A 13,293-nucleotide genomic window follows, 5' to 3' on the forward strand; every position below is an offset into this window, starting at 1 on the left:
ATAAATTATAAAATTTGAAAAAATCAAAATTTTTAATCGTATTGATGTTTATCAGTACTTTTTTAGCATCGGCTAACAATTGGTATGTGACCGGATTAGGAAATGATTCTAACGATGGAAAATCTGTTTCAAAAGCATTCCTTACTTTACAAAAAGCAGCTGATTTGGTACAGCCTGGAGATATAGTTTTTGTAGGAAATGGGATTTACACAAACTCCGACATCTCAGATGGAGGTGCGGTTCTACAAATACGAAACTCTGGTAATGCTAATGCCTGGATTACATGGAAAGCTATTAAAGGAGAAAAACCGGTTATTAATCCTAAAGGATGGGCTGGAATTCAGGTTACAGCTTCGTACAATATTATTGACGGAATTAATGTAATTGGAAATAACGATTCCATTTTTTTACTTCAGGCTCAGGAAGATGCCAAGCTGACAACTCCAAATCCTTATTTTAACAGCAATGGTATTTGTTTTGAAGGTCGAAAAATGCCTGCAGATCAAAAGCCACACCACCTGATTATTCGCAACTGTGAAGTGGCTAAATGTGCAGGAGGCGGAATTGTAGGTTTGGAAATAGATTACATGACCATTGAAGATTGCAAAGTTTATAACAATGCCTGGTTTATGCGTTATGGCGGTTCAGGAATAACCACATTAAATAACTGGGCATTTGATGATGCAGCGGGTTATCATATTATAATTCAGCGTAATTATGTTTGGAACAACAAAACTATGGTGCCATGGGAAAAAATTCAAAAGTTAAGCGATGGAAACGGAATTCTTCTTGATGTTACAGATCAAAAAAAGCAAGGAGCAACTAATCCAAATGCTGACGCTGTCGTAAAACCTAATGAAAATCAAAATTTAATAGGTACTTCAACGACATCTCAAGCAATTCCTAAAGCTGTAACGCCATCGATAAAGGTAAATCGTCCTGTATGGAAAGGTAGGGCATTGATTGCTAATAATCTAAGTGCATACAATGGAGGTTCAGGCATACATGTTTTTCGAACCAGTCACGTCGATATTATTAATAATACGACTTTTTGGAATGGTACAATAGTAGGTTATCAGGAACTTTTTCCTAACAATAGCGATGATATCGTTATTTTGAATAATGTAATTGTTCCCCGTCCTGGAGGGCAGGTAACCTCAAACAACAAGAACACCAATATACGTTGGGATTACAATTTATATCCGGTAGAACAAAAGGTTTTTAAAGGAGAGCATGATATTGTTGCAGATCCAGAATTTATCGACATTCATACTGACTTGACAAAAGGAAATTTTAAGCAGGCAAAGGAGAGCTCCGGTATTGACTCAGCTAGTAATGATCTGCCACAATCCACCGATATTGATGGAAAAAAACGTTCTAATATTCGTCGCGATCGAGGAGCTTTTGAACAATAGTCAGTTTTTCACAATTAGGCATTATTGAATAATAATCAATTCTATGCATCCAAACGTTAATTATCTTCTTGATATTTAAGGGTATTAACAGCACAGTTATAATTTTTTTTTTAAACTCCAAATAAATGCTCAAATCAGGAATTTATTTAGCAATATTAATGCTAATTAGTAGCGCTTCAGCCCAGACAGTAAAGGTAGAACTTAACAACAACTGGCAGTTCAGAAAAAAAGGAGACAGCCAATGGATGGCAGCTGTCGTACCTGGTACTGTACATACTGATTTGCTTCAAAACAAGAAAATTGAAGATCCTTTTTTTCGTAATAACGAAAAAAACTTGCAATGGATTGGTACTTCTGATTGGGAATATAAAATGGAATTTCAGGCAGATGATCAACTCTTAAACAATGATGTAATTGAAATTCAGTTTGAAGGTATTGATACTTATGCAGATGTTTTTATAAATGGCACTAAAGTAATTACCGCTGATAATATGTTTTTATCATGGAAAGCGGATATAAAAAAATATTTAATTAAGGGGCAGAACAATTTATCTATCACATTTTATTCTCCTATAAATAGAACAATGCCTATCTACGATAGCCTTCCTTATGTAGTGCCGATAAGCAACAATGATCAATCAGATAAACGATTAAGCGCCTTTACCAGAAAAGCTGGATATCATTATGGATGGGACTGGGGACCTCGTTTTGTAACTTCGGGTATTTGGCGACCAGCAAAACTAGTGGCGTGGAAGAAGGTTCATATTGAAGATTTATTTATAAAACAGCTAAAATTAGAGGCAAATAAAGCCAGTCTGGAAGCTCAAATGAACCTGTCAAGTAGTTCTGAAGGATTAAAAATAGTGCAGCTATTTGTTGATGATGACCAGACTCCTATAGTGACTAAAAATATAATGGTTTTTAAAGGAGAGAATAATATAGCTGCAAAATTTGAAATGAATGATATTCAACTGTGGTGGCCAAATGGTATGGGCAGTCAAAAACTTTATAAGTTCAGGGCTGTCATTTTAGATAAAAATGCTGAAGTTGGAAGTAGCGAAGTAAAGCGTGGTCTGCGTACAATTGAATTGGTAAACCAAACAGATGAAAAAGGTAAATCATTCTATTTTAAAGTCAATGGAAAACCTGTCTTTATCAAAGGGGCGAATTATATTCCACAAGATAATTTTTTACCTCGGGTTACTAAAGAACGGTATGAACATGTTATTAATACGGCCGTTTCGTCACACATGAACATGCTACGAGTTTGGGGTGGAGGAATTTATGAAAATGATCTGTTTTATGATCTTTGTGATGAAAAGGGAATTTTAGTGTGGCAAGATTTTATGTTTGCCTGTACTATGGTTGCACCGCTTGAAAATGTAAAAATGAATATTATTGCCGAGGCAAAATACAATGTAAAACGTCTTAGAAATCATTCTTCTATTGCGCTTTGGTGTGGTAATAATGAAGCCACACAGTTCATTAACGAAAAATTTTGGGGACATACAAAAGATAACTTTAAGACAGCAAAGGATTCTGCTACTGTTTTTAATACCTATGATGAGGTCTTTCATACTTTGCTTCCGGGTGTACTTAAAGCTTATGATGAAGAAAAATTCTATTGGTCTTCTTCACCAAATTATGAAAATTACTCCATGAAATATAAATTTAACCTTGCTTCAGGCGACATTCACTATTGGGGTGTCTGGTGGGGGAAAGAACCCTTTGAAAAGTATAATGAGGTGGTTGGCAGATTTATGAGCGAGTATGGATTTCAGTCATTTCCAGAACTTGAAACAGTAAAAAAATATACAATTCCTTCGGATTATGATATAAATTCAGAAGTAATGACCGCCCACCAGCGTTCTACAATTGGAAACGGAACCATTACACATTATATGAAAGAGATGTTTACCGTTCCGAAAAAATTTGAAAATTTCCTCTATGTTGGTCAGGTTCTTCAGGCGGAAGGAATAAAAATAGCATTGGAAGCACATCGTCGCGCTAAACCTTACTGTATGGGGACACTTAATTGGCAGATAGATGATTGTTGGCCAGTAGCCTCCTGGAGCAGCATGGATTATTATGGACGATGGAAAGCACAGCAGTATATGACTAAACATGCTTTTAATGAATACCTAATATCGGCAGTTAAAGAGAAAGATAGTATCAAAATATTTGCAATATCAGATGTTTATAAATCTGTAAATGCCGTTGTGCAAATTTCGCTTATGGACTTTAATGGTAAAGTTTTAAAATCTAAAAACCAACAGGTGCTATTGCCTGAAAACAGCAGTACTCATATTATGTCCTTTAAGGAAAATGAATTAGTTAGCTTAAGTAACAGGAAAAATGTGGTGCTTAGTATGAAGTTGCTGATTGATAATAAGCAAGTTTCTCAAAATAATTTTTATTTTGAAAAGCCTAAAAATTTGGAACTTTCTAAAGTGAAAGTGAAGCTCAGACAACTTAACGAAAATACTATCGAAGTAAGTGCATCCAAAATGGCAAAAAGTGTCTGGTTGTTTTTACCGGGTGTTGACAATGCTTTTAGTGATAATTATTATGATTTAATTCCCGGTGAGAAAAAGATCATAAAAGTAAAAGCAAATAATTTAAAACACAGTCTGAATAAAATTCAGATAAAAACTTTGATTGATGCTTATTAAATTTAGTAACAAACTTCCCGGCAGTGCTGTTTAGTTCATAGATTTAGTTTTTGTTGATGAATCACAGTTGTTATTAGTAAGACGTGGAAAAAATTCAGTTTAAAATTAAAGTTCTAAAAATTGCCATAAATGTAAAATAGTAAAGCCGATAAATTCAAAGAACCACAACAATTTGGCATGTGTACGGCCGCAAGCTATAAAACTATTAGTAACTATTAAGAAAACCCATTATGAAAATCAACACATTTAAAAAAGTATTTTACGTTACAACGATACTGGTTGCGGTGTTTACCAGTTGCGAAAAATTTGAAGAAAATGAAGGAGGAGAAGTTGAAAAAATCAGCAGTGTAGAAAAAAGCGCTGTCTTAGCATCTGCAGGTGGACTTACAGTCCCGCCAATAATTAGCCAGACTACTATTAATAATTTTAACACAGCAAACAGTTCCAACCCGCTTAAGCATTTGACCATTTCTAATGATTATCGGGTTGAAGTGAAATTAAGTACTTCCAATGTTTATCAGGAAGTGCAGGTTTTTAAGACAGATAATTATGCCATAGCAAAGGGTTCTGACAGACGGCCTCAAAACTCTGCTTCTTTTGCTAACTTTTCTTTTACCAGCGGAAATACAATAGATATCCGCGTAACGGGCATTCAACCCCTTACAGGTTGCGTAATTCGACCTAGACGCTTAGGAATTACTTCGACTAAGGTAAATACTTACCAATATTCTTTCAGAATAAATACCAACCAAAAGCTTTCTCTTGACATGAACGGCAATAGGCTGAACCCTCTTTTCATTTTTGGCAACCCTCCGGAACCAACTTTAGAAACTTCTGCTGCGGGAGCAATCAACTTCGCACCGGGAACTATTACAAATGTTGATCATATGGTTATTAATTCAGGTGCCAGAATAAATATTCCCGCGGGAGCTATTGTTCAGGGAAATTTTGTATTGCCAAAAGGTGCTAACAATGTAAAATTTCTTGGACATGGAATCATAACCAGCGGTAATCTTAATTTCAGCTCTACGGGTGATATCAAATGGGACAATTCAACATTTGCTCCAGATCCGGGTCATCGCGCCTGGAACGGCGTTAACAATGTTAGCTGGGAGGGGCTTACTATTGTAAATGCAGCACAATGGGTTTTTGCCTGTACTTACGGTAATGAAGGTACAAACAACGAAACGCACTCCAGCCACCATAATACTTTTAGAGATCTGAAACAAGTACACTGGAACCCTGAAACAGATCCAATGTGGTTTGACGGGGATTATAATACTGTTAACGACTGTTTCTTTTTCGCTAACGATGATGTAACTTCTCATGGTTCCAATAATTGTACTTTGACTAATTTAGTAATCTGGCAGGGTGGAAATGGCGGACATCTACTTTTGTTAGATAACTGGAGTTCTTCAAACACCATCACCTATGATAACATAGATCTTATTGGACAGGATAATGTTATGGAAACAGTGCTTTTAAAAGCTACACAGCCACTAAATAGAACATTCAATAATATAACAATTAAGAATTTGTTTGTAGAAGAACGTACTGCACCAAGCTCGTATTGGAAAAACAGGTTCTTTAGTCTGTATGCCCCGACTGGTACAGGTAAGTATTCCGTATCTAATTTTTTGTTTAATAACATTCGGCTGCCTAATCAAAACTCTGCTGCTGATGGTGAAGGTATCCTGGCGCCTGCTTTAAGTGTTACAGGATTAAAATTTACCAACCTTTATATGGGTGGTACTAAAATGATGAGTCTCAGTGGAGCACACATTAGTAAAAATGGCAACGTAACCGGTGAGGTGTTCCAGTAAATTAATATTTGAAATAAACAGACATAGATCTATTACTATTTTAATATGCACTAAAAGCAGTTGATTACGCTCTACTGCTTTTTTTACCTAATGTAGATAATGCATTTAGTGATAATTATTTCGATTTGTTGCCCAATGAGAAAAAAATAATAGAGGTAAAAACTAAAAATTTGAAATCTGATTTAAAAAGAATTGAAATCAAGACATTGATTGACGCTTACTAATTAAATTAGCTTCTATAGCAAATAGTGGCAATCAGGCCGAACTGCTTTTGATTTCCAACAAAGGACGTTATATCTGGATTAATGGGCTATATGCCTTTGTTTTGACAGACTTATTTGGAAATTGGTTTTAAAATTAATGAGAAAAAATAACAAAAAATGAATACAAAAATTTTAGAAAACCCAGATAAACCAACGAAAATTCTCAATGCAGCAGTAATTGTAGCAGCTTTAGGATATTTCGTGGATATTTATGATTTATTACTTTTTGGGATTGTACGTACTGATAGTTTAACGGATCTTGGAATCACTGGCGATGCTATACGAAATCAAGGAGAGTACCTTATAAGTATGCAAATGTTTGGAATGCTTTTCGGCGGAATTCTGTGGGGAATTTTAGGAGATAAAAAAGGCAGAATTTCGGTATTATTTGGCTCCATCTTGATTTATTCAGTTGCCAATATTGCCAACGGTATGGTAACTACGGTAGATGGATATGCTTTTTGGAGATTGATTGCCGGAATTGGTCTTGCAGGTGAATTAGGAGCTGGAATCACACTAGTGGCAGAATCTTTACCCAAAGAAAAAAGGGGTTACGGTACTATGATCGTGGCTTCTGTCGGGGTTTCGGGAGCGGTGGCGGCTTATTTAGTTTATCAAGTTTTTCAAGATTGGCGCTTATGCTATTATGCGGGAGGCGTTTTAGGTATTTTATTGTTGTTTTTAAGAATTAGTATTACCGAGTCAGGAATCTTTAAAAAAACGATTGAGAACAATGAAAGAAAAGGAGATTTTTTGTCTTTGTTTACAAACAAAAAAAGATTTTTCAAATATTTAAACTGCATTCTGATTGGGATGCCCCTCTGGTTTTTAGTGGGAATATTAATTACGTTTTCACCGGAATTTGCTAAAGCATTAGGAATTCAAGGAGGAGATTCTATTGAAGCTGGAAAGGCTATTGCTTTTTGTTATGGGGGATTGGTTTTTGGTGATATAGCAAGTGGTTTGTTGAGTCAATGGTTTAAAAGCCGTAAAAAAATCATGTACATTTTTCTGATTTTTAATTTCATAATGAGCTTTGTCTATTTAAATGCTTTCGGCCTATCAGATAGTCTTTTCTATTTCCTGTGCTTTTTGATGGGTATATCTGTTGGGTATTGGGTTTTATTTGTAACCATTGCAGCAGAACAATTTGGCACTAACATCCGGGCAACTGTCACTACAACGGTTCCTAATTTTGTTCGGGGTTCGCTTCCGCTAATGATTTTGGTCTATTCCTATTTTAGAGATTCGATTTTTGATGGTGATATTCTAATATCCGGAATGGTAGTAGGCTCTGTAATATCGTTTATTTCTCTATTCTCTTTATCAAAATTAAAGGAAACTTTTTCTGTAGATCTAGATTACTCAGAGAGCGTGTAGTGCAGTTGAAATTCAAGATAAAAAAATATAAGAAAATTTAAAATAGTATTATGTCAATAAACTTATTTGATTTAACGGGAAAAACGGCTTTGATTACTGGAGGCGTACACGGTTTAGGAATGGCTATGGCCAAAGGCTTGGGACAAGCAGGGGCAAAAATTGTGGTTAATGATCTTTCAGAAGAGGCATTGGATAAAGCAGTAGAAGAGTATAAGTCAGTTGGAATTGAAGCCTATGGATATGTATTTGATGTTACAGATGAGAAAGCGGTAATAGAGGTTATAACTAAAATTGAAGCAGAAGTTGGTCCTATCGATATATTGATAAATAATGCAGGCATTATCAAAAGAACTCCACTTATTGAGATGGAAGTTGAGGATTTTACCGCAGTTATAACAGTAGATTTAATTAGTCCTTTTATTGTTTCTAAAAATGTTGTAAAAGGTATGATTAAGCGTGGCGGAGGAAAAATAATAAATATATGCTCTATGATGAGCGAACTGGGAAGAGACTCGGTAGGCGCTTATGCCGCTGCGAAAGGCGGTCTTAAAATGTTAACAAAAAATATGGCTACTGAGTGGGCCAGATTTAATATTCAAATCAATGGAATTGGTCCGGGTTACTTTGCGACCAGTCAAACCGCTCCTATAAGGGTAGATGGTCATCCATTTAATGATTTTATTATTAGCAGAACACCAGCTGCCCGTTGGGGAGATCCAGATGATTTACAGGGTGCGGCCATCTTTTTGTCATCAAAGGCAAGCGATTTTGTAAACGGTCACATTCTTTATGTTGATGGAGGAATTCTTGCCACAATTGGAAAACCATCTAACGAATCATAATACCTACTCGTTATGACTTTATTAAAAATAATATCCTTTGGAATAATTGCTATTTCATTATCTTCTTTTACTTCAAAAGATACCATTACAATTACAGTAAAAAATACTTTAAATGCGGAAAGGTCAAATGAAACAGTAGCGGTGACAAAGAAGCTTTTAAAAATTAATGATCTAAACTCTCTTGGAATTCGAGATAAAAAATCTGGAGAAATACAAATAAGCCAAACAGTGGATATTGATGGTGACGGCACTTTGGATGAATTGCTATTTCAACCCAAAATGGGCCCAAAGTCAAAAAGAGAATACACAGTTTTTCAAATTTCGGAACATGAAAGCCCAAAAACGGAAATCTTTTGTTATTCAGGCATATGTTGGTGTTGTGAAAAAAGAAGCCCCAATATGGATTGAAAATGAAAATCTTTTAGAATGGCTCAAGAATTTTAAATAAGATATAATGTAAAGTAGAATGTCTTAATTATCACAAAAGTAATGGTTAGTCATATTCTACTTTACATTATTCTTTACTTTCCATAACCGTTGCCCAATGCTCCTGCGGTTTCGTACAAAATACCCTCGCCACCGCCTACGATAGCATCAAAAAAATTAAAGGCTTCACGGTTTTGTACAATGTGGTAATCTTTACCGACTACACCCAATACGGCATTATTATCGGTGCGTATGTTGGCGAAATAGTTAGGAACTTCCAATTCGTTACTGCCTATCTCTATACCGTTTGCCGTTTCTATAATGCCCGAACCTTTGGTAATTAGGGGAGATTTTACGACTTCGTAATCTAAACCTGCGTGTTTGATAGCTTCCTCGCTTGTTGGGTATTGCTCCACGATTTGCCCCAAACCGTGCCATGCCTTTTGTTGTACGCTAAAAAATGAATAACGTCCTGTTCTCTCGTTGAAATTAATGTTATGTGACATAATAAAATGATTTAAAAAGTTTGAAAATTGTTTGAATAATCGTTGTTAAAATGGGAGGTCTTCCGCTGTTCCTTGTACTGTAACTTTGTTGTTTTCGACTTGTGCAGTAGCCTGTACGCTTTCTATTTTTCTGCTACCTCCGTGTAGTTTAATTTGCGAAGTATGGAAATTGAGTCCTGCTCTTGCTTCTCCATCATTGCCTGTCCACGCTCTTGTACTTACTCTGCCCGATAGTTCAACCAAAGTGCCTTTGGTAAGTAGCTTGGCTACGTTTGGGGTAATCCAATAGGAGCAGTCGAAAAAGGTCGCTTGCTCTATGCGTTCGCCCTGCTGGTTACGGTAGCTGTCGTTGGTTGCTACTGAAAAATTTACGACTTGTTTGTTCTGTGACGTTGTGCGTACTTCCGCATCTCTTGTCAGTCTTCCTGTGATGTTCATGATTTTTGATTTTTACATTATTAAATTCCTGTTTGATTTTTTTGATTTAATTTATTCGGAAATGAGAGGAGGTGCTGAAGTTTCGTTTCCCTTTTTTACCATTTTCAATGCTATATTTTTTCATTTCTGACATTTTTTTTATTCGTCTAAAGAGCCGGAGTATGCTTTGTTTCGTTTCACGAGCATAAAAGGTTCGTGTTTAGGAGGAACAAGTTTTTGTCAAAAAAATACAACCTGAATAGGTGGAGATTTTTTTGCAAACCCGAAGGGCTTGACCTTGTTCCTGCGTTAAGAACACGGAAATTCCTTTGCTCTTGAAATGAGAAGAACATCATACTGGCTTCCTGGTTAAAAACTTATGTGGAAGCCAATGGAAAAGGCATTTGGCAAATGGTCTATGTGATTAGAAAATAGGCATTTATCTATCAGAATTTTTAATCATTTTAAGTATTTGTGGCTATGAAAGCCACCAAAAGAGTATTGGAAAATATTGTGGGGGATTTGCTCGGAATTTTTCAATATGCTTTTCAGTATTTTACAACCAAAGCTCTTTTATGGAAAGGGTATAGTGCGGGAGGTAAATGTGCTTTGGGTATAAGAAGTGTGGACATAAAAAAAGCAGAACCTTTAAGTTCTGCTTCTAAAATCTCACCCAAAAGACTATAAAATTATTAAAGAGTAAGTTCTTTTTCAGTAGCTATAAATGCAAGTTCCATAGATTGAAATTTACTTGACACCAAATCCATATCCTTACTGATTTTCTGACTCGTAATTTTTGCATAAATCTGAGTTGTGGAAATGTCTTTATGCCCCATCATTTTGCTAAGACTTTCAAGAGGAACTCCTTCTGTTAGAAACATAGTACCGAAAGTATGTCTGGCTGTATGGAAGCCGATTTTGTGTTCAGGAAAAATCTCTGCCTGTTCAATAATCTTGCGGATGTGGGTATTGCAAGTAGGGTTAGAAGGTGTCGGAAAAACAAGTTCATTCCGCATAACACCCACGTATTTATCAATTATTCTTTTAGGTATTTCAAGCAAGCGTACATTTGATGCATTATCTGTTTTTTTACGTCTGCTGATAATCCATTGATGACCGTCAAAGAATGACTGTATATTGCTTCGCTTTAACTTCTTAATATCTGAATATGATAAACCGGTAAAGCAACTGAACACAAATAAATCCCGGACTAACTCAAACCTTTTATTTGCATTATGAACCAAAATCTTCTCAACATCTTCTTTAAGCAGATAGCCACGGTCTTTTTCATTCATCCTAATCTCGTAATCTTCGAAAGGATTTTTTCTGATTAGTCCTTTCTTAATAGCAAGCTGTACCATTCGGATGACTGGCATTGTATAAACACATACTGTATTATGAGTACATTCCTTATCTACACGCAGAAAGAAGTCGAACTCACGAATAAAATCTGGGTTAAGTTCACGAAATGCCATATCTTCTTGATAATACCTTTCTTTTATAAAATCACAAAGATGTTTGTACACAATAATGTATTTTCTGTAAGTGTTTTTAGCACGTTCACCTTTTGAAACCAACCTCTCAAATTCTTCATTATGCTTTTTGAAGACTTTTAGGAGAGAGTCTTCCATAACTCCAATACCAAGGAAAGTGTTTTTTAATTTAATGGCGGTTGCAAAACCTTCATCTTTCATTATTTCGTCATAATGATGGTCTATACGTAATCTTATTTTATCTAATTTAATGTTGATTGCCAATGCTTGGGCACTCTTGCCCAAAAGCCTACCGTGTTTTAAATCCCAAGTATTAGGATTTATCTCTAATTTGGTGCTAAAACAGGCTGGCTTACTGTCTATGGTGATACGCCCCATAATTGCAACTGTTCCATTCTTCTTCGGTTCATTTTTCTTTAGGTAGTAAAGTAATTTGAACGTGGACTTTTTTGTCTTCTCCATAACTCAAAAATTTAATGTTTAAAATTAACTTTCATTGAGTTACAAGTAAATATGAAAAATAACGCAAATAACTGAAATATAGCTATTTAAAACTACTACGCTAAGCCGTAATCAGTAACGATTTAGTAACCTAACTTTGTCGTTTCAATCCCAAAAACTAAAGTACACAACCTTCCAACTTTAGAACACCATTTTATAAACCACTTTATAGTAACGGTTTTCACCGTTTTACCTATTTTTGCTTTTTATTAATTCTTTTAAAGGAAAAAAATAAAAGGATTTCCACTACTATCAGGGCTAGGCACTTAGTTTCATAAGAAGTTTATTTTTATACAATATTTTCTTGAATATGGTAATCCCACTCTTGTCATCCGGAGTGAAGTAGAACGTGGGCTTCGACTTCGCTCAGCCTGACAAAATGAGAATAAAAATAAATGGAAATCCGTATAAATCTATGCTTTGCGATAGCAATCCGTGTCATCCGTGTGCGATTTTCGCGACCTTCGCGGTTACATTTATTTTTTTGACTAATTTTGAACACCACAATCGTATTAATAATTTCATGCAAAAATCAATCAGAATTATATTTCTCTTTTTAGTTTTCAACTCTGGTTTCGCTCAAACCAATTTTGAAAACCCGGAAGTTGATCCCAATCAGATTCAAAAGAATTTCAGCGACTGGTCAGCTTATCAAAGTAAAAATATCATGCTTTCGAGAGATTTTGTGGCACTTGATGTTCTTTCAAAAGAAATTTCAAAAGAATCGTTTTTAGACCAACTGGCCAATGGAAATTATATTCCAGTTCGACTAAAATCAGAAGATTCAGGCTACTATTATAAATTGTTCGAAATTCAGCCTAATTCAGATACAAGCATAAAAGCGACAATCAATCAGATCGGTTTTGATGCCTACAAGAATTATAAAATGGAAGGCACGACTTTTCCTGAATTTTCTTTTAAAGATTTAAACGGAAATCCGGTTACCAATGAATCGATGAAAGGAAAGATAATTGTAATAAAATGCTGGTACATTCACTGCACACCCTGCATAAGGGAATTTCCACAGGTAAATAAATTAGCGGCATCTTACAAAGACCGAAAAGATATTCTTTTTATAAGTCTTGCCGAAGATGCTCCGGACCAATTAAAAGTTTTTTTAGCCAAAAGACCTTTAGCATATGCTGTAATTCCAAATATGAAAGTGTATATGAACGAAGCATTGCAACTCAACTCATTCCCAACGCATTTTATTCTGAATAAAGAAGGTTTGATTTCGAACGTATTGCCTAATTTTGAAAGCCTGGAAGTGGCTTTGGCGAAAGAGAGTAAATTGTAGTTTTTTTTTAAACATATAAGTCATATAAGGTAATATAAGTTTATGTTACATAATAAGGCCTTGGCTCATTAATCCCGGAAAGGGCAAAGTTTTTTTTCAAGTTAATAAGTTCAATCTTAAATGAACTGATATAACTTATATGGTAAATATTTTACCCAAAGATTTTTTCCTTTTAAATGGTTTTGAAATTAATAGCTTCAGTTTAAGTGAACTTATATAACCAGAAAATTTCCTCCTAAAGTTTGTTTTCTTTGTTTC

Annotated in this window: 11 protein-coding genes and 1 pseudogene; 9 read left to right on the forward strand and 3 right to left on the reverse strand. The window is 35.2% G+C overall.

Annotated elements, in window-relative coordinates; all coding sequences use genetic code 11:
* The first annotated feature begins 14 nt into the window (after window positions 1-14).
* The 7 genes from EV142_RS10720 to EV142_RS10745 all read left to right on the forward strand — a co-directional run bounded on the left by EV142_RS10720 (window position 15) and on the right by EV142_RS10745 (window position 8,803).
* Window positions 15-1,415, forward strand: a complete 1,401-nt coding sequence (locus EV142_RS10720; protein WP_202978501.1) for a right-handed parallel beta-helix repeat-containing protein — start codon at window positions 15-17, stop codon at window positions 1,413-1,415.
* Between the two features lie 125 nt (window positions 1,416-1,540).
* Window positions 1,541-4,087, forward strand: a complete 2,547-nt coding sequence (locus EV142_RS10725; RefSeq protein WP_132035338.1) for a beta-mannosidase — start codon at window positions 1,541-1,543, stop codon at window positions 4,085-4,087.
* A gap of 230 nt (window positions 4,088-4,317) precedes the next feature.
* Entirely contained in the window at window positions 4,318-5,910 is a 1,593-nt protein-coding gene (locus EV142_RS10730; protein ID WP_132035341.1) for a hypothetical protein, read from the forward strand.
* A 74-nt stretch (window positions 5,911-5,984) separates the two neighbouring features.
* Entirely contained in the window at window positions 5,985-6,134 is a 150-nt protein-coding gene (locus EV142_RS24680) for a glycoside hydrolase family 2 protein (protein ID WP_158286324.1), read from the forward strand.
* 156 nt (window positions 6,135-6,290) lie between these two features.
* Window positions 6,291-7,553: an MFS transporter gene (locus EV142_RS10735; protein WP_132035344.1), complete on the forward strand. Its 1,263-nt coding sequence runs from the start codon at window positions 6,291-6,293 to the stop codon at window positions 7,551-7,553.
* A gap of 50 nt (window positions 7,554-7,603) precedes the next feature.
* A complete protein-coding gene (locus tag EV142_RS10740) occupies window positions 7,604-8,395 on the forward strand; it encodes a gluconate 5-dehydrogenase (RefSeq protein WP_132035347.1) in 792 nt (263 codons plus the stop codon).
* Between the two features lie 12 nt (window positions 8,396-8,407).
* Complete coding sequence (locus EV142_RS10745; RefSeq protein WP_132035350.1) at window positions 8,408-8,803, forward strand: DUF4861 family protein; 396 nt, start codon at window positions 8,408-8,410, stop codon at window positions 8,801-8,803.
* Between the two features lie 125 nt (window positions 8,804-8,928).
* Here the strand turns inward: EV142_RS10745 and EV142_RS10750 are convergent.
* Together EV142_RS10750 and EV142_RS10755 are read right to left on the reverse strand one after the other, a co-directional pair.
* Window positions 8,929-9,327: pseudogene (locus EV142_RS10750) on the reverse strand (DUF932 domain-containing protein); the annotation flags it as partial.
* A 45-nt stretch (window positions 9,328-9,372) separates the two neighbouring features.
* A complete protein-coding gene (locus tag EV142_RS10755) occupies window positions 9,373-9,765 on the reverse strand; it encodes a single-stranded DNA-binding protein (RefSeq protein ID WP_127339306.1) in 393 nt (130 codons plus the stop codon).
* Between the two features lie 459 nt (window positions 9,766-10,224).
* On the opposite strand from EV142_RS10755, the gene EV142_RS10760 reads away from it, so the two are divergent.
* Window positions 10,225-10,431, forward strand: a complete 207-nt coding sequence (locus tag EV142_RS10760) for a hypothetical protein (RefSeq protein WP_127339307.1) — start codon at window positions 10,225-10,227, stop codon at window positions 10,429-10,431.
* 5 nt (window positions 10,432-10,436) lie between these two features.
* Here the strand turns inward: EV142_RS10760 and EV142_RS10765 are convergent, their stop codons facing one another.
* Window positions 10,437-11,699, reverse strand: coding sequence for a site-specific integrase (locus EV142_RS10765; protein WP_127339308.1), 1,263 nt, complete (start codon window positions 11,697-11,699; stop codon window positions 10,437-10,439).
* A gap of 418 nt (window positions 11,700-12,117) precedes the next feature.
* Here EV142_RS10765 and EV142_RS10770 point away from each other — a divergent pair, with 418 nt between their 5' ends.
* Window positions 12,118-13,035: a TlpA family protein disulfide reductase gene (locus EV142_RS10770; protein ID WP_244606815.1), complete on the forward strand. Its 918-nt coding sequence runs from the start codon at window positions 12,118-12,120 to the stop codon at window positions 13,033-13,035.
* Window positions 13,036-13,293 lie beyond the last annotated feature (258 nt).

Source organism: Flavobacterium circumlabens, assembly GCF_004345565.1.
Lineage (GTDB): Bacteria > Bacteroidota > Bacteroidia > Flavobacteriales > Flavobacteriaceae > Flavobacterium > Flavobacterium circumlabens.

Coding starts and splice junctions, on each gene's coding strand:
- EV142_RS10730 (WP_132035341.1), top strand. CDS start 4,318: ATGAAAATCAACACATTTAAAAAAGTATTTTACGTTACAACGATACTG.
- EV142_RS10765 (WP_127339308.1), bottom strand. CDS start 11,699: ATGGAGAAGACAAAAAAGTCCACGTTCAAATTACTTTACTACCTAAAG.
- EV142_RS10735 (WP_132035344.1), top strand. CDS start 6,291: ATGAATACAAAAATTTTAGAAAACCCAGATAAACCAACGAAAATTCTC.
- EV142_RS10755 (WP_127339306.1), bottom strand. CDS start 9,765: ATGAACATCACAGGAAGACTGACAAGAGATGCGGAAGTACGCACAACG.
- EV142_RS10740 (WP_132035347.1), top strand. CDS start 7,604: ATGTCAATAAACTTATTTGATTTAACGGGAAAAACGGCTTTGATTACT.
- EV142_RS10725 (WP_132035338.1), top strand. CDS start 1,541: ATGCTCAAATCAGGAATTTATTTAGCAATATTAATGCTAATTAGTAGC.
- EV142_RS10745 (WP_132035350.1), top strand. CDS start 8,408: ATGACTTTATTAAAAATAATATCCTTTGGAATAATTGCTATTTCATTA.
- EV142_RS10760 (WP_127339307.1), top strand. CDS start 10,225: ATGAAAGCCACCAAAAGAGTATTGGAAAATATTGTGGGGGATTTGCTC.
- EV142_RS10770 (WP_244606815.1), top strand. CDS start 12,118: ATGAGAATAAAAATAAATGGAAATCCGTATAAATCTATGCTTTGCGAT.